Origin of the sequence: Chitinophaga sp. CC14, from assembly GCF_048957795.1 — a bacterium.
Lineage (GTDB): Bacteria > Bacteroidota > Bacteroidia > Chitinophagales > Chitinophagaceae > Chitinophaga > Chitinophaga ginsengisegetis.
The window spans coordinates 2,048,947-2,073,513 of the sequence record NZ_JARBFY010000001.1 but is presented as its reverse complement, the minus strand read 5'-3'; the positions used below and the strand labels follow the sequence as shown (position 1 = coordinate 2,073,513).

General features: G+C 45.2%; 24 protein-coding genes. 3 read left to right on the top strand and 21 right to left on the bottom strand.

Annotated features, from left to right (window positions below):
• Window positions 1-139: 139 nt before the first annotated feature.
• The 4 genes from PV783_RS08530 to PV783_RS08515 are packed head-to-tail and all read right to left on the bottom strand — an operon-like array spanning window position 140 to window position 4,487.
• The gene (locus PV783_RS08530) at window positions 140-475 is read right to left on the bottom strand and encodes an L-rhamnose mutarotase (protein WP_420987713.1); all 336 of its coding nucleotides are present in this window, start codon (window positions 473-475) and stop codon (window positions 140-142) included.
• A 15-nt stretch (window positions 476-490) separates the two neighbouring features.
• Window positions 491-1,507, bottom strand: coding sequence for an aldo/keto reductase (locus tag PV783_RS08525; protein ID WP_420987712.1), 1,017 nt, complete (start codon window positions 1,505-1,507; stop codon window positions 491-493).
• A 17-nt stretch (window positions 1,508-1,524) separates the two neighbouring features.
• On the bottom strand, window positions 1,525-2,793 hold the full coding sequence (gene fucP, locus PV783_RS08520) for an L-fucose:H+ symporter permease (protein ID WP_420987711.1): 1,269 nt from the start codon (window positions 2,791-2,793) through the stop codon (window positions 1,525-1,527).
• A gap of 44 nt (window positions 2,794-2,837) precedes the next feature.
• A complete protein-coding gene (locus tag PV783_RS08515) occupies window positions 2,838-4,487 on the bottom strand; it encodes an alpha-L-fucosidase (RefSeq protein WP_420987710.1) in 1,650 nt (549 codons plus the stop codon).
• Window positions 4,488-4,753: 266 nt separating this feature from the next.
• Between PV783_RS08515 and PV783_RS08510 the strand changes: the two genes are divergently transcribed.
• Window positions 4,754-5,635 (top strand): helix-turn-helix domain-containing protein, encoded by an 882-nt coding sequence (locus PV783_RS08510; protein WP_420987709.1) that lies wholly within the window; start codon window positions 4,754-4,756, stop codon window positions 5,633-5,635.
• Between the two features lie 15 nt (window positions 5,636-5,650).
• Here the strand turns inward: PV783_RS08510 and PV783_RS08505 are convergent, their stop codons facing one another.
• The 5 genes from PV783_RS08505 to PV783_RS08485 form a co-directional block, all read right to left on the bottom strand.
• Window positions 5,651-6,013, bottom strand: a complete 363-nt coding sequence (locus PV783_RS08505; RefSeq protein ID WP_420987708.1) for a hypothetical protein — start codon at window positions 6,011-6,013, stop codon at window positions 5,651-5,653.
• 44 nt (window positions 6,014-6,057) lie between these two features.
• The gene (locus tag PV783_RS08500) at window positions 6,058-7,077 is read right to left on the bottom strand and encodes a retroviral-like aspartic protease family protein (protein WP_420987707.1); all 1,020 of its coding nucleotides are present in this window, start codon (window positions 7,075-7,077) and stop codon (window positions 6,058-6,060) included.
• A 139-nt stretch (window positions 7,078-7,216) separates the two neighbouring features.
• Window positions 7,217-7,720 carry a DinB family protein gene (locus tag PV783_RS08495; RefSeq protein ID WP_420987706.1) on the bottom strand — a complete coding sequence of 168 codons (504 nt, stop codon included), beginning with the start codon at window positions 7,718-7,720 and terminating at the stop codon, window positions 7,217-7,219.
• 71 nt (window positions 7,721-7,791) lie between these two features.
• On the bottom strand, window positions 7,792-8,484 hold the full coding sequence (locus PV783_RS08490) for a helix-turn-helix transcriptional regulator (protein WP_420987705.1): 693 nt from the start codon (window positions 8,482-8,484) through the stop codon (window positions 7,792-7,794).
• A 60-nt stretch (window positions 8,485-8,544) separates the two neighbouring features.
• Window positions 8,545-9,204, bottom strand: coding sequence for a suppressor of fused domain protein (locus tag PV783_RS08485; RefSeq protein ID WP_079469177.1), 660 nt, complete (start codon window positions 9,202-9,204; stop codon window positions 8,545-8,547).
• A gap of 257 nt (window positions 9,205-9,461) precedes the next feature.
• Between PV783_RS08485 and PV783_RS08480 the strand changes: the two genes are divergently transcribed.
• On the top strand, window positions 9,462-10,247 hold the full coding sequence (locus tag PV783_RS08480) for an alpha/beta fold hydrolase (RefSeq protein WP_420987704.1): 786 nt from the start codon (window positions 9,462-9,464) through the stop codon (window positions 10,245-10,247).
• A gap of 17 nt (window positions 10,248-10,264) precedes the next feature.
• On the opposite strand, the gene PV783_RS08475 is transcribed toward PV783_RS08480, so the two are convergent.
• Complete coding sequence (locus PV783_RS08475; protein WP_420987703.1) at window positions 10,265-10,873, bottom strand: TetR/AcrR family transcriptional regulator; 609 nt, start codon at window positions 10,871-10,873, stop codon at window positions 10,265-10,267.
• Window positions 10,874-10,940: 67 nt separating this feature from the next.
• Here PV783_RS08475 and PV783_RS08470 point away from each other — a divergent pair, with 67 nt between their 5' ends.
• Complete coding sequence (locus PV783_RS08470; RefSeq protein WP_079469180.1) at window positions 10,941-11,135, top strand: hypothetical protein; 195 nt, start codon at window positions 10,941-10,943, stop codon at window positions 11,133-11,135.
• 370 nt (window positions 11,136-11,505) lie between these two features.
• Here the strand turns inward: PV783_RS08470 and PV783_RS08465 are convergent, their stop codons facing one another.
• The 11 genes from PV783_RS08465 to PV783_RS08415 all read right to left on the bottom strand — a co-directional run bounded on the left by PV783_RS08465 (window position 11,506) and on the right by PV783_RS08415 (window position 24,563).
• Entirely contained in the window at window positions 11,506-12,003 is a 498-nt protein-coding gene (locus tag PV783_RS08465; protein ID WP_079469181.1) for a DUF1772 domain-containing protein, read from the bottom strand.
• Window positions 12,004-12,079: 76 nt separating this feature from the next.
• Complete coding sequence (locus PV783_RS08460; RefSeq protein ID WP_111576594.1) at window positions 12,080-12,826, bottom strand: leucine-rich repeat domain-containing protein; 747 nt, start codon at window positions 12,824-12,826, stop codon at window positions 12,080-12,082.
• 8 nt (window positions 12,827-12,834) lie between these two features.
• Window positions 12,835-13,440: a hypothetical protein gene (locus tag PV783_RS08455; protein ID WP_420987702.1), complete on the bottom strand. Its 606-nt coding sequence runs from the start codon at window positions 13,438-13,440 to the stop codon at window positions 12,835-12,837.
• 216 nt (window positions 13,441-13,656) lie between these two features.
• Window positions 13,657-14,085: an SRPBCC family protein gene (locus tag PV783_RS08450; protein WP_079469184.1), complete on the bottom strand. Its 429-nt coding sequence runs from the start codon at window positions 14,083-14,085 to the stop codon at window positions 13,657-13,659.
• Window positions 14,086-14,207: 122 nt separating this feature from the next.
• Window positions 14,208-15,380 (bottom strand): sialidase family protein, encoded by a 1,173-nt coding sequence (locus tag PV783_RS08445; RefSeq protein WP_420987701.1) that lies wholly within the window; start codon window positions 15,378-15,380, stop codon window positions 14,208-14,210.
• 2 nt (window positions 15,381-15,382) lie between these two features.
• Window positions 15,383-16,612, bottom strand: coding sequence for an MFS transporter (locus tag PV783_RS08440; RefSeq protein WP_420987700.1), 1,230 nt, complete (start codon window positions 16,610-16,612; stop codon window positions 15,383-15,385).
• Window positions 16,613-16,622: 10 nt separating this feature from the next.
• Window positions 16,623-17,735 (bottom strand): kelch repeat-containing protein, encoded by a 1,113-nt coding sequence (locus PV783_RS08435; RefSeq protein WP_420987699.1) that lies wholly within the window; start codon window positions 17,733-17,735, stop codon window positions 16,623-16,625.
• A 29-nt stretch (window positions 17,736-17,764) separates the two neighbouring features.
• Complete coding sequence (locus tag PV783_RS08430; RefSeq protein WP_420987698.1) at window positions 17,765-18,682, bottom strand: dihydrodipicolinate synthase family protein; 918 nt, start codon at window positions 18,680-18,682, stop codon at window positions 17,765-17,767.
• 22 nt (window positions 18,683-18,704) lie between these two features.
• The gene (locus PV783_RS08425; protein WP_420987697.1) at window positions 18,705-20,276 is read right to left on the bottom strand and encodes a RagB/SusD family nutrient uptake outer membrane protein; all 1,572 of its coding nucleotides are present in this window, start codon (window positions 20,274-20,276) and stop codon (window positions 18,705-18,707) included.
• 18 nt (window positions 20,277-20,294) lie between these two features.
• Complete coding sequence (locus PV783_RS08420; RefSeq protein ID WP_420987696.1) at window positions 20,295-23,669, bottom strand: SusC/RagA family TonB-linked outer membrane protein; 3,375 nt, start codon at window positions 23,667-23,669, stop codon at window positions 20,295-20,297.
• Window positions 23,670-23,867: 198 nt separating this feature from the next.
• The gene (locus PV783_RS08415; protein WP_079469191.1) at window positions 23,868-24,563 is read right to left on the bottom strand and encodes a FadR/GntR family transcriptional regulator; all 696 of its coding nucleotides are present in this window, start codon (window positions 24,561-24,563) and stop codon (window positions 23,868-23,870) included.
• Window positions 24,564-24,567 lie beyond the last annotated feature (4 nt).

Sequence of the window (24,567 nt, the reverse complement as noted above, 5' to 3'; positions counted from 1 at the left end):
GGTCTACAATCCCGTAAAATCAGGAACTAAGATAATAAAATGATTGGGATAACGTGTCCAAATCAAATGACAAATTTGCTGTAACGATTTTTCTTTTGTTGAAGCATTAAAACGCCAGGTGCCTTATATTTTATTTTTTTTAAAGTTGAAATATCTGTTCCATCAACAGCCATTTCTCTCCCTCTTTCGCCCAGGGCAAAGGTTGCTGGAACTTCCACATTAACTGTTCCCATTCCTGTACTTTTGGATTGGCTGCATCCGAAGCACTTTTTGCTGTTTCATCATACTGGTCATTGGTTTCCATGATCATCATTAAGCGATTGCCTGTTCTATAGATCTGCATTTCCACAATCCCTGCATCAAGAATGCTTTTCCTTACTTCCGGCCAACCATTTTCTGCCCTGTGCCAATACTCGTATTCTGCTATCAGCTCCGGATTATCCTTTAAATCGAGGGCTAAACAGTATCTTTTCATAAATTCAATTAACTTTTACAAATAGCTGGAAGCATAGAACTGATCAATTAGTCCGCGTTCTTTCATCTTCTTCCAAAATCCTTCGGGGATTATTGAGTTGGGCAATGCAACATTTTGTACTACCCTTTCCGCCTGGGTGGTATTTAAAGCAATGCTTGTAACTCCGGGCGCATTCAGGCCAAAAATCACGCATGCCTCTACCGGTCTTATTTTATAATCCTCGCACAATTGATAAAACTGTTGCCGCCAGTGATATAAATTTTTGTCTTTTTCAGGATCTGTCAATTGATAATTATAATAAGCCGATCCTGTTAAAAAGCCTCCGTTAAAAACAGAAGAATTTATAACTGCAACACCCTGATGCGAAAGTTGTTGCATAAAATCCACCAGCGGCGTGGGATGGCTGTGAATAGTCATACTATTGGCAATCATTACCCAGTCCAGTTTTACGTCCTCCGTTATTTTCCTTATGATGCGCCAATCCTTTGCGCCAACGCCGATCGCTTTAACTTTGCCGGCCTGTTTTAATTCATTTAATGCCCGGTAAGCATCCAGGATATCCTGGTAGCGCCTTTTTTTCTCCTCCTCATCATCTGATGCGGCGAGGTATTCGTCGGGATCATGTACAGATACCAGCTGCGCATGATAGCTACCGAGCAGTTTATTCCCCTGCTCATAGCATTCCAGGATACCATCGTAACTTATTTTCTGAACGGCATCATACTCCAGGTTTTTCCATATTCCGGGTTCAAAAGTGGGTTCGGCAGTTTTTAATTCGGTACGCAGCCAACCCAGCTTATTGCTGATCAGTACATCCTTCGGATTGATATTTAGTTCCTTCAGGGACCGTCCCAGGGACTCCAGCGCCAGCCCGGCGCCATATTTACCGGCGGAATCAAATACAGCCGGCCTGGGGGAATATTTGATGCTTTCATTAACAATAGACCGCTTCACTTCATCCGGTAGCGCAACATATAAATTCCCCAACCCGCTGGTGCCAAAAATTACTTTGGGCAGTGTGAGTTCCTCCATATAAAAATCTCTTATTTTCAAAGAATAGCTGAAACAGGTAAATTTTCAGGCTTCACTATTACGCGGTGACCTTTTATTCCAAAAAAGGCCACTACCGCGAAACAGATCAATGGTACTGCATAACCATATTGAATATTACCTGTTACATCGCTTATGTAACCGAATACTCTTGGCAAAACGGCGCCCCCAACAATGGACATAATAATTAAACTACTTCCAAATTCAGTATCACCGCGTAAATCTTTTATGCCAAGCGCAAAAATAGTAGGAAACATAATGGACATAAAAAAGCAAATACCAACAACCGTATAGATGGTAATCATACCATATCCCCAGATGGCGATGATGCAAAGTAAAATATTGATGACTGCATATGCAGCAAGCAACCTGGCCGAACTGTAGTATTGCATCAGATAGGTGCCAATAAATCTTCCAATTAAAAATGCCAGTCCGCATAACCCCAAATAATCGGCGGCTTTTACCTCCGATATACCGGCAGCCCTTGGTGCATACAGGATAAACAAACTAAACACGCACACCTGGGCGCCTACATAAAAGAATTGTGCAATAACGCTCCAGGTTAAATGACGGTGTTTAAAAGCGTGAAAAATATTCTTACTGGCTACATGTCCTTCATTTGTTTGAATGGCCGGCAAACGGGTAAACGCAAAAACCACAGCTATTAACACCAGCACGCTGCCGAGAATAAAATAAGGCATCTTCACGGTGGCAGCTTCAGCAGCAAGGGCCAGCTTCCGGCCTTCTTCCGTCATTGTACTTAATTGTGCTGCAGTATAGCCTTTTGTAAGTATAACGCGTGCGCCGATCACGGGCGCAAGTGTGGCAGCCAGGCCATTAAATGATTGTGCAAGGTTAAGCCGCTGGGTAGAGGATTCAGGATCGCCAAGCGAGGATGCATAAGGATTAGCCGCCGTTTCCAGGATCGTGAGTCCGCAGGCAATGATAAACAAGGCTATCAGGAAAAAGGTATACTGCTGGGTATTGGCAGCCGGGATAAATAAATACGAACCCAGTGCGAAAACCAGCAGTCCCGTTATAATCCCTGCTTTATACCCGTATTTTTTCATGATGAACCCAGCGGGCAAAGCCATGAGAAAATACGCGATAAACACTGCAGAATCCACCAGCGTAGCCTGTACGGTGGTAAGTGTAAATGATTTCTGCAAATGTGGTATAAGTATAGGATCAAGATTATGTGCAAAACCCCATAAAAAGAACAGGCTTGTAATCAATATAAACGGGAAAAGTGTACGGGCCTTTGCCATATTAAAATCTAAAATTTACATTGACTGATCAAACAAAAAAACATTTATACGATCGCTCCTTCAATTTTCAACACAAATGCTTCTTTCCGCGGTGGCTGGTCAGGTAACTGCACCTTCAACCCTTCGGATGTTTGCTCAAAGTTCAACCGGTCATTTCCCAGCATGCTTACGTGGCTTACGTTTCCCGCCTGATTATCCTGGGCCAAAGATTTAATTAAAGTAACTTTATCTGACGGCCATCCGAGCACTATTGCGTAAAGTGTTTTGCCTTTTGTAGTAAAACGAATATCTCCTGCTTCAAATGGCTTGCCTTTCCCTTCATTAAAACCCTGTACGCTCAAAGCCACAACAGACTGTATCGCCGGGCCTTCTCCAAATGTTTTCCAGGGACGTGTACCATAAATTGCTTCGCTGTTGATTTTCATCCAGTCGGCTACCTGTTCTACTACCGTGCGTTCTTCACTGTCGATACTACCATCACCGCGTACAGGAACATTCAGTAAGAGATTACCATTTTTACTTACCACATCAGCCAGGGTATGTACCACTGTTTTGGCGCTCTTATAGCCTTTGTTATCAAACAGGCGGCGGTCGTAATGCCAGCCACCGATACAGGTATCCGTTTGCCAGGGCAGGGGTTCTATCTGGTTACTTTGGCCACGCTCAATATCCCAGATCATGCATTTACGTTGCTGCTCATTCAACATTTTTCCAAATAGGGCAGCCTGTAATTTTCCATGTTTCTTCACACTGGTGTTATAGAAATGAGCAGCTATTTTGAGGCCCGCATCGCTTACCTGTAAAAGCGGCAGCACATTGTCATCAAAATAAACCAGCTCGGGGCCATATTTATTGATAAGTTCAATGGTCCGGTTTAAAAAACTGTCACAGTAAGCTTTATCAGGTATACTTGCGCCGTTACCCCAATCCCAATAGCCGCCCATGCTGCCATCATTAAGACTATCCTTACTCAATGCGTGATTTTGAGCATACAACTGCTGCGGATCATAACCATTCCACCATTTATTGCTGCCATCGGCTTTAGTCAGTTTGCCATCATAAGGAACTCCTGCATAGGGGCCGCTCTTGTCTGAGCGCTGGGCCACCTCATACCAGGTCCAGGCATGGGAGGCATGAACAGTAACGCCAAAGGGCAGATCCTGTTCTTTGGCTGCTTTTGCCCAGCCGCCAATGATATCTTTTTTGGGTCCTAGCTTAGTAGAATTCCAGTTGTGGTATTTGCTGGGGAACAGATCAAAATTATCGTGGTGATTGGCCATCGCCATAAAATATTTGGCGCCGGCTTTTTTGTATAAAGCAACCAGTTCTTCCGGGTTCCAGTTCTCTGCCTTCCATTCGTTTATTACATCCTTAAACCCAAATTTTGAAGGGTGTCCATATTTTTCCAGGTGATATTTATACTGGTCGCTGCCTTCCTGGTACATGCCGCGGGCGTACCAGTCGCCGCGTTCCGGCTGGCATTGCGGCCCCCAATGGGCCCAGATTCCAAACTTTGCATCCCGAAACCAGTCCGGAACCTGGTATTGCCTGAGTGAGTCCCAGGTAGGTAGAAATGGACCTGGTGCCATGCGTGGAATTGGCTGAGATGCCAGCAAACTGTGTGCGTAAAGATCAGATAGATATAGAGAAGACAAGCCTGTGGCTATGCCTTTTATCAGCGTTCTTCTTTTCATGGAATTTATTTTATTAGCTCTAATATAAGTTCCGGCTTACCGGTTGATTGATGAATAATCCGTCGCTTATAATTGATAAATCAAACTTACTCCGAAATACTCATCAAACATTTGGCGTAATAGGACTTTTCTTTATACAAAACCGACTATTTGTGTATTATTGCTGTATCGGAATCGTAATGTTTAAAAAAACGTAATATCTGAAAAGTGGAAGCAGCCTTCCATAGGGGGGCATTTCAACTGATATTGTTAATTAATTATACAGCATGATTAAAAGAGCGCTAAAACATACATTCACGTTATTGAACGTTGATCATGTAAAGCTTGACTCCAGGTGGAATTACAAAAACGTAATCAGCCCATACTTCAGGCTATATTATATTGACGGCGGAGAAGGAGAGATCTGGGACGTTTCAGCTAAAATCAAACTTGAGCCCGGTTTTCTGTACATCATACCAAGTTTTACATTATGTAACCTGGTTTGCCCCAGCCATCTTAGTCAGTATTTCGTCCAGTTTTTTGAGGAATCGTCGGATGGTATTTCCCTGTTCGAAAATAACAGGTCCATTTTTAAGGTAAAAGCGACTGATATTGATATACTGAATTTTGCACGTTTACTGGAAATAAATCCAGGCAGGGGCATCAATCGTTCCGACAATCCGAGGATATATGAAAAAAACGTCTTCTATAAAGAGTATCAGGATCTTAATAACCTGCAAAGCATGTCAACATTCACGGAAACACACGGCATTCTCTTACAACTGGTTTCCCGTTTTTTGACACAGGAGATATTTAAATATAAAGACGGAGTTCATGTGCCGGTTAAAATTTTAAATGCTATCAGTTATATTCAATTAAACCTGAGTCGCGATTTATCAGTAACCTCCCTGGCGAAAAGAGCAAACCTGCATACAGATTATTTTTCGCGTCTTTTTCATCAACACACCGGGGAAAGGCCGGTAAAGTATATACACGAAAAAAGAATTGAAAGGGCCCAATACCTGATTGTAACAACACAGATGACCTTTTCCGAAATTGCCACACAAACGGGTTTCGAAAATGTGTTTTACTTCTCTAAAATTTTTAAAAAAATCACCGGGATGTCTCCGGGGAATTACAAAAAACAAATGGATATGATAGGGTTTTAAATATTGGCTTTGTTATTAGTTTAATTCTTCAACCTGGTCATGTAACTGCTGATCCCAGATAAATTCTATACTGAACTTACCATCAGGCTCCAATCTGAAAATGGCCCTGTTCCATTTATTTTTCCCTCCCTCAGTAGTAATACTGTGTAATTCCTTGAGCCAATTCCTAATATCCCTGGGGATTTTTCTAACAGACAGATTAACGGTTGTATTATCAACCTGGTAATCACCGCTGTAACCCACAACGCCGTTTCCGACAACTTCTATATCCAGTTTGGCATTTGTCCAGTTACTTTCCTCGATGGCGTTGGAAATACCTTGTCCTATGCTTGAATAAATTTCATCCACAGTCATAATCTGTTTTTTACTGGTTATCATCTAATTTAACTATTAAATCAATTATTTGCTTTAACATGGGAAAATCATCTCTCCAAAATCAGTTGGTTACGCTGGTTATCAATAGACCAGCGCCGGAACTTATTAAGAAAAGTTTTACCCAGCAAAAAGGTATCCGTTTCTTTGGAAGCGCCAATTACGAGGTTATTAACGGTGAACTTCCCTACCTGAACATTGTTGATTCTATACACATCACATAAAATCTCCTTTCCATTGGCAAGGGTGTATGTTTGGCGCCCCAGGAAATCATTTCCGGAAACCAGTTTCAATTGAAGCAATTTATTGATCATCGTGTCCGACACCAGCATATCCGTAGCGCCGCAATCGAGCATCCATACGTTTACAAGCGGTCCTATCTTTACTTTCAGCTTCGTCATAGCGCTTACGGTAATTACATCTATAGAATCGATCCTTTTATTACTGGTTACATCCAAACTGTCGGTGGCTTTCCAGGCGGTGGTAGTTGATACTCTTTTATAGGGATATCCGCCACAATGGTAAGCTATTTCATTAAACAGCATGGAATTGGGATCATTCATATCGTTAATGGTTTGCGCATTTATTTTTCGTTTAGCCATTACAGATACGGCACAATCGCAATAGGAATTTACCCTGCTCTCATCCAGTTCCTCCTTTTTATTCCTGCGAATATAAGCGGCCATAGAATCGCGGTAGGATATAATCTGAGCGGGTGAGAAAAAAAGGTTGGTTTGCGAAACATCTTTGTAACATTGGTCGATGCGTGCCTGCAGTACAGTATCTGCTTCTATAAGTTTAGCCAATGATAAATTGGGATATAAATATTCATATTCTTTTATCCGCTTCATGGGAAAATATCCATCAATCTGGTCTACCTGGCAATTGCAGATCTGAACGGCTTCTTTATTTGTGGGATCCGCTTTCATGGCCTTCATACAACGCCAGAACATGGTACTTTTCTCCCACACATTTTTCCCCTCCCTGGAACGGACAAATTGGTCAGCATTGGTAAACTGCGCAGATACACTACCAGCGAATAAAAGCAATATTAAAGTAAGAAAACGCATAAACAGATGCTATCAGTTAAATAAACTATTGACCTTCCTGTTGTCCGGCATGAGAAAGCAAGTTAATTAAAAGTACCTAAAGCAAAGAGCCCCTGCAAATTTCCATTGCAGGGGCCATTCAGCAAAATGCCGGACTACTTTATTCTTGCTCCTTCATTAAATTAAAAAAGAGATAATCTGTTCCTGGGGCATCAGTTATTCCGATATTCCTACCAATAGTTACTATTTGCCCCCTGTGATAAGTACCATGATTCACAAAATGCTGTATGTATTCATAGCGGGATTGATTGGCTTCAAACCACGGACTTACCACTTTTATTTTTTCCACCAGATCACGCTCCGAAAATGATTTTATGTCCTCTGCCAGTATTTGCGACCTGTTCATCAGTCCCTGAAAAACTTCTTCCCTTTTCAGATCCTCTATACCATAACGATTTACAAAGTCTGGTTTCTGGCAAATAATACTATACCAATATTCCTCCATCCCCCAAATATGATTCAAGGTTTTGAGAATACTGGAAAAACTCGACGGCGCCTCCTGGTGCAATTGTTCATCTGATTTTCTGGACAACCAATTCACGAATTGTTGGTTTACCGACAAATTATAGCCGGCATAATTTGTAACTAAATTTTGCAGATTCATTTTTACTAATTTAATGTTTCAGCAAAATTATAAGGAGGTAATGACAGCCCTATGTCAAGGGTAGGAAGGAGTTAATAATATTTGTCGAAGTATTCCTGCAAGGTCATTTTATGAGGGGTAAACTTTTCGGCAAGGATTTCCAGTCTTTTAATCCTGTCCAGCCGGAAATACCGGAATTCACTGCGTAAGCGGCACCATGCCACCAATAACCAATTTTCCTGTGTGCTTAGTAAAGCAAAAGGTTCAATCAATCTGGTGGTAACTTTGTTGGCTTCATTGGCATACTCAATTTTTGTTACATAAAAATTGGTAAGGGCAAACTGCAGATCAGATAAGTTGTTGCTGTTTCTTTCCCGGTTAATATTCTGGTCAAATTGTGTGCGTTCGGCCAGGAAGTTGGCTTTATCTTTTACATTATGTCTTAATACAGCTTTGATTTTTTCAATAGCTTCCGAATAATCCTTAACAAAAGAAGCATCTTTGTTTTTCAGCACTAATTGTTCTGCCAGAATTAAGGCGTTGGCCTGGTTTTCCGTAAACATTACCGGTGGAATTCTATACCCTTCCATTAAGGTATAACCCCTTCCTTCTTCTGTCAGAATGGGCACGCCTGCCTGTTCCAGCGCTTTAATATCCCGGTAAATGGTTCTGTTGCTGACCGAAAATTTGCCGGCCAGTTCCGGTGCTGTCAAAAGCCGTTTCGTTTGCAATTGGGTTAAAATTGCAGCCAGTCGTGAAAGTCGCTTTGTCTCATTATCGGCCATTATTGAAATTTTCCAGCATTGTACTTTTGTTTTTGAAGAGACAACAACTCCGGCATCTTACTAAGATTTCCTGTTCAGATCAGTTATCAACAGGGGATTATCTTTTCGTAATTCATTAATCAGCGTGGCCACTTCAGTGGTGGTGGGATTCCGCATTAACCTTTCCAGTTCAGCGTTTGTTATTCCCACCAATTGCAGGAAAGACACTTCGCCATGTGGCGTTTCTATCCTGCCCAGTTCGGGGTCAAGCGCCAGTACAAAAGCGGTTATTTCCGTCTGGGTATCAAGCCGGATGGGACCTTTGGCAGGTATAAAATGATTCTCCTCAAACCATTTCCCGCTGTTAAATACGTATCGCGCAAGATTGTTCATTACATGAACTGTCCACAGCGGATCATCTTTATCTTCCGCAAATGGTTTCAATCTGAAGGTAAATTCAAAACCCCATTTACTGAACTCTCCACCAGCCTTTTCATGATCGTAGTAAAGTTCCGACATGCCATAACTGATGATATGCCTGTGGTATTCAGATTTGTTGGAATCATAGATGCTGGCGCCATCTATCGGATCAGTACCTCCGGCCATAAAATGGATGCCGCAGAGCGGGCCATAATGACGTGGTTCGGTTTTACCATAAACCGTTTCCAGGGCGCTATCTATTGAAAGCCATCCAACGGCATCATCTTCGCGGAATCTTTGTTTGTACTCTTCTGGTGTCATAAGAATAGCAGGTTAATACAAATAAACAACTCTAATATAAGCCAAGTTGTGAAAAAAGCCATATTCATCACCAGGCGCATGCGCAGCAACGCTGGCACACACACTGGCTCTATTGTCGGAATTTCCCTGCAAATTGGCGTTTTTGCCCCCATCCGTATCCTCTGTTTTGATGTAGGTTTACCCTATCAAAATATAAATATCGTATGCAACGCACCTCCATTATTATTATACTTTTGCTATTCGTAACACATTTGCAGATGAACGCACAGCAAAAACAAACAGGCCATTATGCAACAGTGAATGGCTTAAAGATGTATTATGAGATCCATGGCAGCGGCACCCCGCTGGTACTGCTCCACGGCGGAGGTTCCACTATTAAGTCCAATTACGGCGCTATTCTCCCGGAGCTGGCAAAAACACAGCAGGTGATAGCCGTAGAACTGCAGGCGCATGGTCATACTCCTGATATCGACCGGCCATTGAGCTTTGAGCAGGATGCGGATGATGTGGCCGCACTTCTCGGGCAGCTGCATATTGCCAAAGCCAACTTTATGGGCTTCAGCAACGGAGGCACCACTACGCTGCAAATCGCCATACGGCATCCGGAGCTGGTAAATAAACTGGTACTGGCCTCTACACTTTACAGGCGCGATGGCACGCCTCCCGGTTTCTTTGATGGATTCAAAAATGCGACTATGGACAAAATGCCGCCGCAACTAAAGGAAGCATACTTAGAGGCCAATCCCGATCCCAAAGGACTTGAAGCGATGTTTCACCGGGATGTGACGAGGATGGAGAATTTTAAAGATATCAGCACGGAAAAAATAAAAGGTATCCAGGCGCCGGCGCTGGTGATAAACGGCTATGCAGAGCCGATCCTGCCGGAACATGCGCTGTTACTGGCGCGCACTTTACCACACGCACAACTGGCTATCCTGCCGGGCGGCCACGGCGATTATATCGGGGAAATTTGTGCGCCTGGCAAGCAAAGCAAAATACCTGCTTTGGTAACAACGATGATTATAGCATTTTTGAAAGAATAACATGGCGGAGAACAGATTTACTCCGCCATACGCGCCTGCGCCGCTGGGCTGAGATAAGGATAAAACATACCGGAAAAAATTTCGCTGTAATGTTTTATAGCATTGCTTCCTTTCAACCTCCCGGTTAATTCATTATTTGACAGCCAGAAGTCGCCCATAATAAATATCTGCGTCACCAACGCTTCCCAGATACTTTCCGGCAGATCGGCCCGGAAAATCCCTTCTTTTTTTAACTGCCTGAAAATAGCAAAGAATTCCTTTTCCCGGCGTTGTGTGAGCGCATAATAGTCTTTCCTGATAGCCGGCACACGCAAACTTATCTCCACAAAATGTAAAAATATAAACCGGTATTTATATGCCAGTTCCAGCGAGCGGACGGAGAAATCCCGGAGCGTATCCAGGCTTACAGGATGAATTGACTCCAGTTCAGACACCAGCACATCAAAATCAGCAGCCAGGTGTTCATAAAGTGTTTTTATGATTTCATCTGTCTGCCTGAAATGATAATGAAGATTACCCGGGCTGATCCCCATTTTCGCCGCAATATGCCTGCTGGTAATTGTATTTACACCCTGGCTGTTATAAAGCTCCAGCGCCGTTTTGAGAATATTTGTCCGCGTATCCATATCCAAATTTAGAACAATTGTTCTAAAAATAATAATAATTAGTACATTTGTTCTAAATACAGGCGATATGAATAACGAATCGTATGATCAGCAGGAGGAAGATAAACCCTTACTGCAAAGACTAAGAGGCAGCGTTTTCCCGGTTAAGCCAACAGATACCACATCCGTAAAATTGCTGAAAGACAGTGCATTTTACCTGTTTGCCGTAATGGCATTACTTGTGACGCTGCTGCTCGGAGGCGCCATCATGTTTGTATTGTAGGATGAGAGGTTTATTGGATCCGTTGTTCCTTATCTACTGCGGACTATGGGGCATCATCCACTTCTTCAGGTATATACAACAGCCGGTTCCGCTGGTCAACGGGTACCTCACCGACTTTATTGCAGTACCTGCCATGGCGCATGTTGCGCTTACTTTTACGCGTAACTGTATTGTCCGCGACAAACATTACACCTATCCCCTCTCTTACCTGCTGTTCATTGCGCTATATATGTCGGTGGTTTTTGAATGGGTAACGCCACGGTTTTCTGTTGACTATACCGGTGATATCCGGGATGTGGTGGCTTACTTTGGCGGAGGATTGTTTTATTATTATGTGCATGGGAAACTGGTGTACATTAAAAATATATCCTCATTTAAACCCAATACATCCCGCCACCATCAGCGCCACGGTAGCAACAGCCGCCACTGTCCGTACGGTATTCAACCGGTTCCACCTTTCCTCAAACGCCGCCCGGTGCTGCGCCAGCTGCCCCGCAGAAGCCGCCGCAAGATCCGCCTTATCCAACGCATTATTGAGCGGAACATTGCCCACCATCGTCACCCCAAAAACACCTGTAAAATAAACAACCGTAGCACCCAATACACACCAGCTTCCCGGCGACACGGAATAACTGAAATACACCCACGTACAAACAGGCAACAAAGCCAGGGAACCCAGGAAAGAAGAGAAAAATGCAGGATTGAGAATAGCCCGGTTGATAGATTGCATGGCAGACAGATAACCCATATCAGATAAGCGGCCAAGTCCCGGGTTTACAGAACAGGAATAGGCGTAAAAAAGTCCTCCCATTAATGCAGTGGAGACAGCCGTCATTCCCAGTAAAATCTGCAGGAAAGTAAGTCCCATGTGCCAAAAGTTTAAATGATGCGGACAATAGATCTTACGTGAAAATATAACATCCCCCTCATATAAACTAACAGATTTACCAGCTGAATTCCCGCAGGCTCACCGTACCACTCATATTTAAGTTCTTTATTAAATTGGGGCTACAATACAATGATCTGAGAGACCGTAATCCACGGATTTTCAGGGTCGACAAAAACATATTGTCATCGAGGTTCACACTTTCCAGTTTTTTCATGGAAGTAAGATCGATGGAAGTAATATTATTATTGCTAAGGTTTAGTTTCTTCACCCCCGATCCTTCTGCAACAAAGTCCACCAGGCTATTGTACTGCAGTTCTACATTCTCCAGGTTTGGCAGATGACTGAAGTTAACTTTAAACAAAGCGTTCCTGTACATTTTCAGGTCATTTAGCTTATTAAGCCCCGTGAGGTCCAGCGCTTTGATCTTGTTATCATGGAGGTACATGGTTTCCAGGTTAGTGAGGCCTTTCACACGTGCGTACTCCATGTTATTATTACCACCGTAAATACTTCTCAGACTGCTCATTCCTTCGAGGTCCAGCGTTTTGATTTGGTTATCATAAAAGCCGAATTCCTCCAGCCTGGTAAAGCTTTTGATACCGGTGAGATTGGTAATACCGGCGCCATTTACATACAGCCTGGTCACCTTCTGGGCTTCGGCCACCTGTATCTCCCCGTCGTTATTGGTGTCAAATCCCTGGTTGATGAGTGCCGCTTTGAAGTTGGCATCCGGAATTTTGATGGTTTGTGCTTGTGTTTGCAATGCCATCAAAAGAATAGCAAATAAGAATATCTTTTTCATGGCTTTGTTTAATTGCTGATAATAGTATTCACTACTTCTCCTTCTTTATTTACTTCCACAAACCCTGCTACTTCATCTTCTGCTTTATAGTGGTAGGAATAGGCATTATAAATAGGTTCAGACCCAACTTCGTTGCCGCTATACACGTTGTAAAAGGTACGGGTACCGGTGCGGAGAATCATATTCTTCTTCCGCTCATACTCAATCCAGGTAATGAGATAATACCTGCCCGGTTTTAATTCAGTGAATTCAAAATTGCCCTGGTCATCCAGGTAACGGCCTTCTATGCGATAAGTGAAGGCATCATTAGTCATGGTAGCCTGTTTCTTCCGGCTGTTGTACTTTTTCTTCAGCTCAACAAACTCAGTAAAATAAGGGGTTACCGGAAACAGGATGATATTATGGCCTTTTGTAGCAAAATTAACTTTGCCTTTCTTTTTCAGAGAAGCATTGCCCCGGATGGTAGCGGTACCCGGCTCCAGTAACTTGCTGGTAGCTGCCTCATCGAAGGAGGCAGCAGGAAGAACATATTCCACCCCTTTCTGCGCAGACGCCGTAATAGAAACCGATGCAAAGTATAATATGCAACTGATCAGCAGTGATTTCCGGTTCATAACAAGCTCCTTTTTTAATATCCCTGTAACATGATAATCACGGGAAGAATTGTACACCAAAAGACGGCATACCGCGGCACTTTAGCAATACCTGCAAACAGTTATTTAAATATACCGGTAAACAGGTAGTGTCTCATAAAAATACCGCATGAATCCATAGATCCATGCGGCAATATATTACTGCAGAACAGGAGCGGTTTTTATCCAGGAAGACTATTACGCCAACGCTTCTGTATATTTCTTAAAATTATCCAGGATAGCCTGCCAGCCGCCTTGTTGCATTTCAATGCTGTGGGTATCCTCTGCGTCAAAAGTTTCTGTAACAGCAGTAGTGTTACCTGTTGCAGAAAAAGTCACTTTTACTGTTCTGCCATCGCCCATGGTGTAGGTAATGAGTTCATGTTCTATCACGTCGTTGTATACACCGCCGAAATCAAAACCGAAGCTGCCATCTTTGGCTTCCATGCGTGTTTCAAACTTACCGCCCGGACGAAGGTCGTTTACAGATTTTGGGCTGTGCCAGTCGTCGGAAGCGGTGTTCCATTTAACAATATGCTCAGGCGCATTCCATAACTCCCACACTTTTGCAACAGGTGCGTTAATAGTGGCGCTTACGGTGATCTTTGTGCTATTGGCTGTTTGCATGTTTTTAAGATTTAAATGTTAATCGTTATTGTTAATGCAAACATAGCACCTCTATTTTATTCCCGGCATGGCTAAATACGACAAAATAGGATCCTGTTTGCGACAGCCTCCGCAATACCGGTTTATTTCCAGTTTACCACCGTAAATACAATGGAAGAATAGTGATCCTTTTCATACAGCACGCCTATTTTCTTCCGGGCCAGCTGCACAATATCGGAGTAGGCGGCATAGCCATAACCGGCTTTCTTTGAGCCATCACCTTTATATATTACATAGCTTTTTTTCCAGGTGCGGCCATCATCAAAGCTGATGCGGAGTGTGAGGTTATCCCTTTCCAGCGAATCGGCAGCGTTGCAAAAGGCGAGTATATTTTTTCCTTTGGAAGTACCTATATTCAGGATGCTGCCCTGGCATACGGCGTCTACCAGCTGGTGATCGAAATAGGTAGTATCCCAGGTGGCGCCGCCATCACTGCTGATAGACACGATCCGCACCTTCACATCTTTTGCCTGGTTACGGCTGTTCATCATCAGCTTGTTGCCGGAGAGCGGAGCCGCTATCGATTCATTGCTGCCGGGTAAATTAATACTGTTGCCTAAGTGGAATGTTTTACCATGATCATCGGTGTAGTAACCATGCGCCACATAATGCCGGGCGCCGGGCAATGCTTTACCCGCGGTATGATTGGCAGCAATAAAAATTCTTCCTTTAAAAATACCTTCGGGAAACTGCATCACATGGCCAGGGGTATTGGCGTAATAGCGCCAGTCTTCCGCAAAATTAAACGCCGGGTCAATATCCGGTTGTTTCGGCCGGTGTACCTGCAGCGTAATATCTACCGGCGCGGCCCAGGTACGGCCACCATCCGCAGAGGTGATATAATAGCAATGCTTTATCCCTTTGCCTTTAATGATATCCCCTTCCCGGTGCGTACCGGTGTTGTAAAAAAGAAAGATCCTTCCCTGTGGATAGGCAGGATCGGTAAGATCTACCACCGGCGCGGGGTTGGAGAGCTGCAGGTTATCGGCGCCGGCCACTACCTGCATGGGCGACCAGGTTTTGCCTTTATCCTTACTGCGTTTCATCACCATATCAATATCCCCGAAATCATCCATACCGTTTACCCGGCCTTCGGCAAAGGCCAGCAAATCGCCATCGGGCAACGCAATAATTGCGGGGATACGGAATGTTTTGTAACCGTCGGTTCCCGAAATAAAAACAGGTACTTCTTTTTGTTGTGCATACGCAGTGCCGAGGCACATTATCAGCAGCACAGCCATTATCTTTTTAATCATCATTATTTATTTATCAGGTCAATATCATTTGTTTGCGGACGTAAAAAGCATAGTTGAATGATAATCGCTACCAGTACAATCCCTGCCAGCATAGCAAAGCTTTGTCCGAGGTTACCCGCATCCGTGGAGCGTCCCAGCAGATCGGTGATAATAGCGCCCGCAAATACGCCGGACATATTCAGGATCCCATAGGCGGTAGCCCGTGAACCCGATGGCACAAACTGGCAAAGAATAGGCATGTTGTTGCCATCAAACATACCAAAGCCAACACCAAACAGGATGGCTGCTCCCATTACATGCGCCAGGCTATGCCCCAATCCTATCAGCAGCAATGCCGGGATAGTAAGCGATAAGCCAATGGCGCTGGTATAAATTCTCCCCCTGTTATTCCGCTGTACCCATTTATCAGATAATATGCCTCCGAAAATAACGCCGAGGAAAGAGGAGGCCGCGATAGTAATGGTAGATAAAGGGCCTGCGGCCGACATATCTATCTGTAAACTTTCAGAAAATAAAGTCGGCAGCCAGTTTTTTATTCCCCAACCGGGGAAACTCGGAATAGCAAAATAAAACAGGAGGATCCAGAAAGAAATATTCGTCATCAGTAAGCCTAACCCTTTCCCGAAAGGCGGCCGCTCCTTCACCGCACCGGGAGCATCTTTCACGGCTTCCCGCAAACATACAATCAGTATCAGCGAGTATACAATGCCAATGATACCAAACGTATGAAAGGTAGCATGCCAGGAGAACCTGGCCGCGATAGTAGCGCCAAAGCCTCCGAGCGCCTGCCCCATGTAAAGCCCGGTCATATGAATGCCCACGGCCAGCGACCGGGTGGCAGAGGAATGGAAATCCGCAATGAGCGACAGCCCCGCCGGTATATACAATGCCTCGCTTACGCCCATCGCAGCGCGCAACCAATACAGCTGCTGAAAAGTAGTGGCATACCCCATTGCAAACGTTACCCCGGACCATACAAACAGGCTTCCCACAATGAGCCACTTCCGGTTGAGCCTATCTGCAATGATGCCCGACAACGGACTCATAAATCCATAGATCCACAGAAAAATGGCCATCAGGTAGCCAAAATTGGCAGCCGATTGCAACGCCGATATATCCACCTGCATGGCGGGTTTCATGGTCGACAGCATCTGCCTGTCCATGTAATTCAGCAATGCTACTACCCATAGCAATCCTACTACTACCCAGCGATAACTTCCTTTATTGGACATGATACTCAGATCAGTTGAAAAATAATGTGCCTGAAATTATTACCGGCGTACGCACCCCTGCTTTTATTTCTCCCGAAGGAATCATGATAACCCCGTTCCACAAAAATGCAGTGGTAGTAACCGGACCTTCCATCGTTAAAGCATTTATTGCTTTCCACCGGCCGGTGGTGGTGTTATACAGCCATACCTCTTTTGTAAACCCCGGATGCGCGTTTAGCAATGCCTTCTTTTCGTTTGTCAGCGTTTCTTTTTTGATACTGTCAGTGGCCGTGATGATGGCGGCATTCAGTGCTTCTACCTTGCTGAACACCTCTCCTTTATCGCCGCTGCAAAACAGGATTTCATGATCCCCTACGGCCAGTCCCGTTCCTGCGGAAACGGGGTAAGGCAGTGGATCTTTGAGCGTCCATACTTTTGTATGCAAATCATAGCGGTAGGTGGTATTAAAAATATCGCTGATGCCGTTGCTGTTTTTTCGCCGGCCACCGATCAGGTACACGCCGCCATCCTGTATGGCCACCACTGCGTGGGAAACGGCCACCGGTATATCTGCCAGCGTTTGCCAGGCAGCGCCCGGCGTGGACAGATCCAGCGAAAAGAATTTAGCGGATGGTCCGCTCGCCGATTCGCCACCGGCTACATACAGCGTATGCTGATAATATGCGCCTGATAAATTGGTGAGCGCCACCGGCAATGATGGCAGCGTTGCAAAATCAATGTGACCGGTAGCATCACAGGTTAATTGCGTCACCTTATCCGTGGGACCGTGATCGTTTTCACCACCAGCGTAAATAAGTCCTGTTGATGTGCTCACACTGGCGCTATAGGCCAGTGGTTGCGGCAATGTTTGCCGGCTTACAATGCCGGGTAGTACGTTGCCTTTTTCATCTTTCCGGAAAATATAAATGTCCTGTTTATAATTTTTCACACCGCCATTCCACGGCATGGCGGCCGGGAAATTAGCACCGCCGGCAACGATCATTACATTATTGCTGATGCCCGCTACCGGCCCGGCTACACCGGGTTGTACAGATTGCCCGGATGCAGGCGGCAGCACCGCTGCCACCGACCACTGCACTTTATCCACATTCTTTTCCTGGGCGTTGATTGTGTTCACCGTCATTATCATAAATATTGAGTAAAGTATCCGTTTCATGAAGGTTGTACTTTCTGAAAAAATGAGATGGCTTCCAGCTCCTGGTACAATTTATCGTATTGCGCAGGCGTAAACGTGGTTAATGGCAGCCTGCACGGCCCCAGGTCCCAGCCCAGCATCTTCATAATGGCTTTTTGAGCAGGTATAGGCGGGTATTTTGCAAAGATCCTGATCACCTCCACCATGAATAAATGCTGTTGCTGTGCGGCCTTTATATCGCCCTTTTCAAAATACGCTTTTGTTTGCAGATATAGCGGCGCTGCAAAAGTATACGTACTTCCGATAGCACCTCTTGCGCCTACTGCCAGCGCGGGCAGCAACAACTCATCGAACCCGAACAGCACATCGAAGCGGCCGTTCTGGTAATTAAAACAGGACTGATATTCCTGGATGGTAGACGAAGTATATTTGATCCCCGCGAGGTTGGGAATCCTGCTGCCTGCTATTTCCAGGAACTCCATCATATCCATGCCTACACCGGTAAGCGTAGGAATATGATAATAGTAAAACGGCAGCGTGGGCGCGGCGGAGGCAATATCTGCCATACAATCCGCCAGTACCTGTACGGAAGTGGGTTTAAAATAAAATGCCGCTACCGAGGAAAATGCATCCGCACCGATGGACGCGGCATGCGCAGCCAGTTTCTGAGATTCGGCAATGCTGCTGTGACCAACGTGCACAATGATCAGCAAACGCTTCCTGGCTGCTTTTACAAATGCTTCCGCTACCTGCATTCTTTCTTCGGTGGTCATGTTAGGACCTTCGCCATTACTGCCGCAAACAAATATTCCTTTTAAACCATCTTTTACCAGCTTATCTGTTAAAGCAGGTATCAGCTCCAGGTTCAGGGAACCATCCCCGTGAAAGGGAGTAAATGCGGCAGCAATCAGTCCTTCGATATGTTCATGCTTCATGAAATGATACTTTTATATTGGGTTATTCGGGTTTTGAAGTAGCGTAACCAGGTGTTTGATTAACCAGTAAATCGGTGGTCCATACATTGGCGTCGATTGGCCATAATATTTTATATGCCTGCGTAGCTTTATTCAGTACGCCAAAAGGGTGACCTGCATTGATAAATGCCAGTGGCTCATTGCCGTATTTCATCCTCCGCAGATCATACCAGCGTTTGCCTTCATGTACAAATTCTTTGCAGCGTTCTGTGAAGATGGCGAGTTCATTGGCATCTTTAGACGAATTTACAAAAGGAGCAGGATCTATCCCCGGACCGCCAAAAGCACGGTCGCGCACGGCTTTGATGTAAGGCGACGGATCACCTCCTTCTGCATTCACTATTTCCGCGAGCATCAGCAAGCGATCTGCCTCGCGGTAAACGGGCCAGTCGTCGGAGAAATAGCGCTTTTGCGTTACCGCATCAAAAGTGCCCAGGAATTTACGCAATACGGTATTCCTTACTTTCACCACCGGGGCGCCACTGGTTTTATCTACTTTATAAAGATCATAGAAGGTAGCTGCTTTGCGCTGGTCCAGGTTATCATAGCTCTGGAATAATCTGAAGCTATAACGGTAACGTTGAATGATCTGTTTTGAATTTACCTGTCCGATGTTCAGCGGATCGGTGAGCTTTGGCGCAGAGGCGAGTGAATCCGCGTACCAGTCCTGCGCTATACCGGGCAGGTCGTAGGTAAACAACGACACCGTAGACATTTCGGCTTCATTTACCATGAAAGAAATCGCAAAAATAATTTCGCTGTTTTTCTTATTAGCATAAGCAAACACGTCGCTGAACTTTGGCAACAAACTGGTACCTGTTACCGCGTTGAGCGCCGTTTTTGCGGTAGCCAGATCCGCTGTGTTACCATACACTTTGGCAGACCATAAATATATTTCACCTTTCAGCATTAATGCCGCCGCCGGCGACCATTGTCCTTTGCCCTTTGCAGTGGCTGTTCCAAAACTGCCAACCGCCTTATCCACATCCGACTTCACCGATGCAAGCACTTCTGCTTCCGTAGCCCGCGGCATGCGCAGCAATACCGGGTCTGTTATACCGTTGGCTACATCAGGGGTTAACCGCAGCGGCACACCACCGTAGGTACGTAACAGGTGAAAATAGTAATAGGCTCTCATGGCATATGCCTGGCCAAGCAGATACTTCTTTTTATCATCTCCCAAAAAACCTGCTGCTTCTACTTTTTGTATAAAGAGATTTATTTGTAAGATAGGTGAGTAAAATCCGGCCCAGTTATTCACGCCGGAAACATTCTCTTCCAGCCGTTGTTCAATAACGGGACTTTCCTGCAACGACAAGGTAAATGCCTCTTCTGTAGTTAATCCACCACCGCGCATTTCACCCAGCCGGAAAAACTGGAACTGGTCGTTGCGGAACTCGTTATGCAATCCTACCATGTAATTGGTGATCTGTGCTTCGTTCTTCCAGAAGTTGGCATCTCCGAAAGAATCTTCCGGCGATAATTGCAATGTTTTTTTACAGGAGCTGGCAGCAATTAATATCAGTGCCAGCAGGAAAATATATGTTGTTTTCATGAGTGCTGATTTGATATGTTAGAAAGTGAGGTTAGCGGAAAACACCAGTGAAGTAGGAATTGTATATACGCCATCCTGTTGCCCGGTACGTTCCGGCAGCGCCAGCATTTTATTGCTGATGTATCCGAGGTTTTGCCCGGTTACCATCACCGTTAAGCCGGCAATGTTTGCATTATTGAGTATCTTCTTCGGCACTGTATAACTCAGCGTTACTTCCCGGAAAGCGAGATAGCTGGAGTTTTTCCAGAACATATCGCTGTGCCGGTCGTAGTTCTTTTTCAGCTGCTGATCCTGGTTTACATAGATAGGATACTTTGCGTTGGGATTTTCCGGTGTCCAGGTGTCTTTCACCAGGTCGGTGCCGTTGAATTCGCCCTGCATGCTACCCAGCGCCCACATCTGTTTTACGTCCATCTGTATAAAACCGATGGCGTAATCAAGACGGGCAAACAACTGTAAGCCTTTCCAGCCGGCGGCTACATTGAATCCGCCGGTCCATCGTGGGATAGTGCGGCCTAATGATACGCGGTCCCTGAAATCGATGGTGTCGTTTCTATCAAGGTCTTTCCATTTCATATCACCGAGGCTGGTGGCCCAGAAACCGGTGAGGCCATTTTTATCTATCAGCTGCTGACTGGCAACAGGCCTTCCTGCAGCGTTGTTGAGCTGCACCTGGCCAGCAGCGAGATCTATTTTGTTATAGGCTGCTAAATCAGCGGTGGTTCTGATGATGCCATCCGTTAAGTAGCCGAATATTTCGCCGGGTTCCTGTCCCTCCTGCAAACCGCCGGCCCATATCACTCTGCCGCTGGCTGGATCGTAAATCTGCGCCCCATTCTGACGATTCTTTTCATTTCCGTTAAACGGCAGTTTCAACACCGTATTTTTATTCCACGCTACATTGGCGCCCACGCTAACATTCCAGTTGCCCGACTGCAGTACTTTATAATTCAGGTCTGCTTCAAATCCCCTGTTCCGCATGGATCCATTGTTGGTGAGGATACTGTTTACACCTGCAGATCCGGGCAAACTTACGCTTGCAATTTTATCAGTTGTATTCCTGTTGTAATAGGCAATGCTTCCGTTCAGGCGGTTATTGAATAAGCCATATTCCACGGCGCCTTCAATGGTGTTTGTTTTCTCCCATCGTAAGCCAGGGTTGGGGATACCGCCCAGTGAAAAACCGATTATGCTTTCATAGCGGGTTGTAGCCGGATAGCCACCCTGCAGGGAGTATACATCAATAGTGCCGTCGGAGCGCTTTCCCACTTCACCAATGTTACCGTTCTTTCCCCAGCTGCCGCGGAGTTTCAGGAAGGATAACCACTTACTGGTGTTCACCATAAAGTTTTCTTTGTGCAACAGCCAGCCTACGGAAGCACCGGGAAACAGGCCATACTGGTTATCGCCTATCAGCCTGGAATAACCGTCTCTCCTGGCGGTAAACGTAGCGAGGTATTTTCCTTTCCAGTCGTAGTTAATACGGCCAAAGCCTGACAGAATGCGTTCCCGCAGGTGATATGAATTTTGCCCGCGGGTGTTGGCGTCGCTGGAAGTTAACCCCAGTGTGGGAAAATCATCCGTAGGCGCCAGTTTTCCGCTGGCAGATAATCCATAGTTATAAGCATCAAAAAATTCACCACCGATCATCGCATCGATGCTATGATCATCATGAATAATTTTGTTGTAGTTCAGAGTAGCATTATAGGTTTGACGAACCGTGCGGTCGAAGGCAGCATTGCTGCTGCGGGTGCGGTCCCACCCCGCATTAGGATCTGTTTTACTCATTACGCCGGTACGGAAATCTTTATTGAATGATTCGTTAAAGCTTTCGTCGTACATGAGAATAGCGCCCACTCTGAAGTATAGATCTTTATAGAGGTCTACTTTAAAAGATTGCGCGAGGGTAAACTTGTCCGCCTGGTTTTTCCGGGAATATTTGTCCATGTTCACGGCGGGGTTACCATCGCCGGCATTCCTTCCCAGGAGCGGTTCTCCGTTGGAGTTATTGCCACGCATGGTGGGTGCGGCCATCAGTAAACGTCCCCAGTAATTCACATCGCTGGTTTGCGCCTGATCCCTGGAGTTGGCGCGGGAAAAGGATACGTTGCTTTCCGACTTCAGCCAGGTTCTTATTTTATAGTCACCGTTGAGTGTAAAATTCAGTCGTTTGTAAAACGACTTGCGCGCAATACCATCTTCATTATAATAACCGAGGTTAGCATAGTAAGCGCCTTTTTCGTTGCCCCCGGTCATACTGATATTATAATCCTGTGTGAGTGATTTTTTATTGAAGGCATTGTCTCCGTAACTAAAGCCTTTGTAAATAAGGTCTGCATAGGTACCGTTGGGATCATACTGACCGGCGGCATTGGTGGGAATAGCGTCTTTCATCACTTTCCAGCCATCGTTGGCGGAGAGCAGTTCCCTGTTCTGATCGGTAAGGCGCATGGGACTGAATAGGGCATTGAGATCATAGTTGCCATCAATGATATTTCCTGCAGCATCTTTGTAAACGTTACCGGTGCCACGTGGGCCGGAAGCGTTGAGCAGGCTTTGGTTACCGTTTACCTTATAGGTTTCTACCAATGCTTTTCTGCCCCAGTATAAATATTCTTCCGGGGTAAGCAGGGTATAGGGAGAATTTAAATAGTTAAAGCCTGTTTTTACTTTCAGGTTTATTTCAGATGTCCCTGATTTTCCTCTTTTGGTGGTGATCATGATTACGCCGTTGCTGGCGCGGGCGCCATAGATGGCGGTGGCGGATGCATCTTTCAGTACTTCCATGCTGGCAATATCTTCCGGGTTGATATCGCTTAAAGAGGGGCGGAATTGTCCGTCGATGATGATGAGCGGGCTGCCGGAGCCGTCGAAGTTGGTACCTCCGCGGAGGATGATGTTGGGGATAGCGCCGGGCTTACCGGAGTTGGTAGACACTCTCACCCCGGCAATAGTGCCGGCCAGCGCCTGTGCGGGGTTGGCGCGTATACCGGATTCGAGGATACGTTTGTCCAGTCGTGCTACCGATGCCGTTAGACTGCTTTTCTTTTGCGTGCCATATCCCACTACTATTATTTCATCCATTTTGGAAGTAGCAGATACCAGGGAGATGTTTACCGTGCTGCGGTTTCCTGCGGCAATTTCCTGCGGCGTAAACCCGATATAGGAAATGCGCAACACATCTTCGGGTGCGGCTTCTATGCTGAAATAGCCTTCAGCATTGGTGATGGCAGCTGTTTTCTTTCCTTTGATGACAATACTAACACCGGGTAGTGGCTGCTGATCTTCTGAAGAGATGATCCTGCCGGTGATTTTCTTTGGTTGAGCTACAGCTATTGTACTGATGGCAATGGCAAGGAGTACCCCCATCAGTTTGTTGAGAGCAATTTTCATACGGGAATTTGTTTAGACAATTAAACTTGTACTAATATTCTTAAATACTTATGTACTACATATTAAAATTGCCTAAAAAAATCCATACCGCAAAACATTTCTCAAAAAAAAGAAAAGGACGTGTATGGAATAATGTATGAAAGTAAATGCTGTGGCCACTTTGAAAGCAAGGCAGTGGTATGCTGTAACTTATCGTGCTTACTTTTTCAACTTCTTGAAATGATGTTCGAGATGTTTCCGCATGCCTTCGCGGAACTGTTCCCGGGTACCATTCTTCAGCAGGTTTACCAGGTCGATATGCGACACTTTGCCTACAATCGGTACTTTTTCTTCATTTACCAGGTGGCCGAAAATAGGAAGCAACATCGTCTGAAATCGTTGCATAGTGCGGTTACCGGTCATCTGGTAAATTTTGCCATGAAACTCTACTTCATGTTTGATCCGGAAATTTTGTTTGGTGGGAGTTGTTTTCTGGCTGAGGGCGATCTTCTCCAGTTCTTCAATATCCTTTTTTGTTTTGCGGATATATAAGATGTCTGCCAGTCCCATTTCCAGCGTAAGCCGCAATTCAAAAATATCCTGCAGTGTGGCATCGTCAATGATAAGCGGGTCCATCACCCGTTCCAGCGACCCCAAAATATCGGGGCTGGACAGCACCATGCCCCGCCGTTTTTTTGTTTCAATCATGCCCAGCATTCTCAAACGGCTGAGGGCTTCGCGCAATACGTTGCGGCTCACGCCCAGGGCTTCGGTCAGCTCCATTTCCTTTGGCAATGCATCCCCGGGTTTGAAGGATTGCTTTTTGAGATACTCCAGCAGCTTCATCTCCACTTCATCTGCCATCGTTTTATAACTCACTTTTTCAATATCGATATGTAAATTCCCAATTCCCATAAAA

What these genes read in the sequence shown, in the direction of transcription:
- PV783_RS08420 (WP_420987696.1), bottom strand. Translation starts at nt 23,669, where the DNA reads ATGAAAATTGCTCTCAACAAACTGATGGGGGTACTCCTTGCCATTGCC.
- PV783_RS08460 (WP_111576594.1), bottom strand. Translation starts at nt 12,826, where the DNA reads ATGAAAAAGATATTCTTATTTGCTATTCTTTTGATGGCATTGCAAACA.
- PV783_RS08430 (WP_420987698.1), bottom strand. Translation starts at nt 18,682, where the DNA reads ATGAAGCATGAACATATCGAAGGACTGATTGCTGCCGCATTTACTCCC.
- PV783_RS08500 (WP_420987707.1), bottom strand. Translation starts at nt 7,077, where the DNA reads ATGCGTTTTCTTACTTTAATATTGCTTTTATTCGCTGGTAGTGTATCT.
- PV783_RS08435 (WP_420987699.1), bottom strand. Translation starts at nt 17,735, where the DNA reads ATGACGGTGAACACAATCAACGCCCAGGAAAAGAATGTGGATAAAGTG.
- PV783_RS08485 (WP_079469177.1), bottom strand. Translation starts at nt 9,204, where the DNA reads ATGACACCAGAAGAGTACAAACAAAGATTCCGCGAAGATGATGCCGTT.
- PV783_RS08525 (WP_420987712.1), bottom strand. Translation starts at nt 1,507, where the DNA reads ATGGAGGAACTCACACTGCCCAAAGTAATTTTTGGCACCAGCGGGTTG.
- PV783_RS08450 (WP_079469184.1), bottom strand. Translation starts at nt 14,085, where the DNA reads ATGCAAACAGCCAATAGCACAAAGATCACCGTAAGCGCCACTATTAAC.
- PV783_RS08515 (WP_420987710.1), bottom strand. Translation starts at nt 4,487, where the DNA reads ATGAAAAGAAGAACGCTGATAAAAGGCATAGCCACAGGCTTGTCTTCT.
- PV783_RS08510 (WP_420987709.1), top strand. Translation starts at nt 4,754, where the DNA reads ATGATTAAAAGAGCGCTAAAACATACATTCACGTTATTGAACGTTGAT.
- PV783_RS08480 (WP_420987704.1), top strand. Translation starts at nt 9,462, where the DNA reads ATGAACGCACAGCAAAAACAAACAGGCCATTATGCAACAGTGAATGGC.
- PV783_RS08530 (WP_420987713.1), bottom strand. Translation starts at nt 475, where the DNA reads ATGAAAAGATACTGTTTAGCCCTCGATTTAAAGGATAATCCGGAGCTG.
- PV783_RS08470 (WP_079469180.1), top strand. Translation starts at nt 10,941, where the DNA reads ATGAATAACGAATCGTATGATCAGCAGGAGGAAGATAAACCCTTACTG.
- PV783_RS08475 (WP_420987703.1), bottom strand. Translation starts at nt 10,873, where the DNA reads ATGGATACGCGGACAAATATTCTCAAAACGGCGCTGGAGCTTTATAAC.
- PV783_RS08505 (WP_420987708.1), bottom strand. Translation starts at nt 6,013, where the DNA reads ATGATAACCAGTAAAAAACAGATTATGACTGTGGATGAAATTTATTCA.
- PV783_RS08415 (WP_079469191.1), bottom strand. Translation starts at nt 24,563, where the DNA reads ATGGGAATTGGGAATTTACATATCGATATTGAAAAAGTGAGTTATAAA.
- PV783_RS08440 (WP_420987700.1), bottom strand. Translation starts at nt 16,612, where the DNA reads ATGTCCAATAAAGGAAGTTATCGCTGGGTAGTAGTAGGATTGCTATGG.
- PV783_RS08495 (WP_420987706.1), bottom strand. Translation starts at nt 7,720, where the DNA reads ATGAATCTGCAAAATTTAGTTACAAATTATGCCGGCTATAATTTGTCG.
- PV783_RS08490 (WP_420987705.1), bottom strand. Translation starts at nt 8,484, where the DNA reads ATGGCCGATAATGAGACAAAGCGACTTTCACGACTGGCTGCAATTTTA.
- PV783_RS08465 (WP_079469181.1), bottom strand. Translation starts at nt 12,003, where the DNA reads ATGGGACTTACTTTCCTGCAGATTTTACTGGGAATGACGGCTGTCTCC.
- fucP (WP_420987711.1), bottom strand. Translation starts at nt 2,793, where the DNA reads ATGGCAAAGGCCCGTACACTTTTCCCGTTTATATTGATTACAAGCCTG.
- PV783_RS08455 (WP_420987702.1), bottom strand. Translation starts at nt 13,440, where the DNA reads ATGAACCGGAAATCACTGCTGATCAGTTGCATATTATACTTTGCATCG.
- PV783_RS08445 (WP_420987701.1), bottom strand. Translation starts at nt 15,380, where the DNA reads ATGATTAAAAAGATAATGGCTGTGCTGCTGATAATGTGCCTCGGCACT.
- PV783_RS08425 (WP_420987697.1), bottom strand. Translation starts at nt 20,276, where the DNA reads ATGAAAACAACATATATTTTCCTGCTGGCACTGATATTAATTGCTGCC.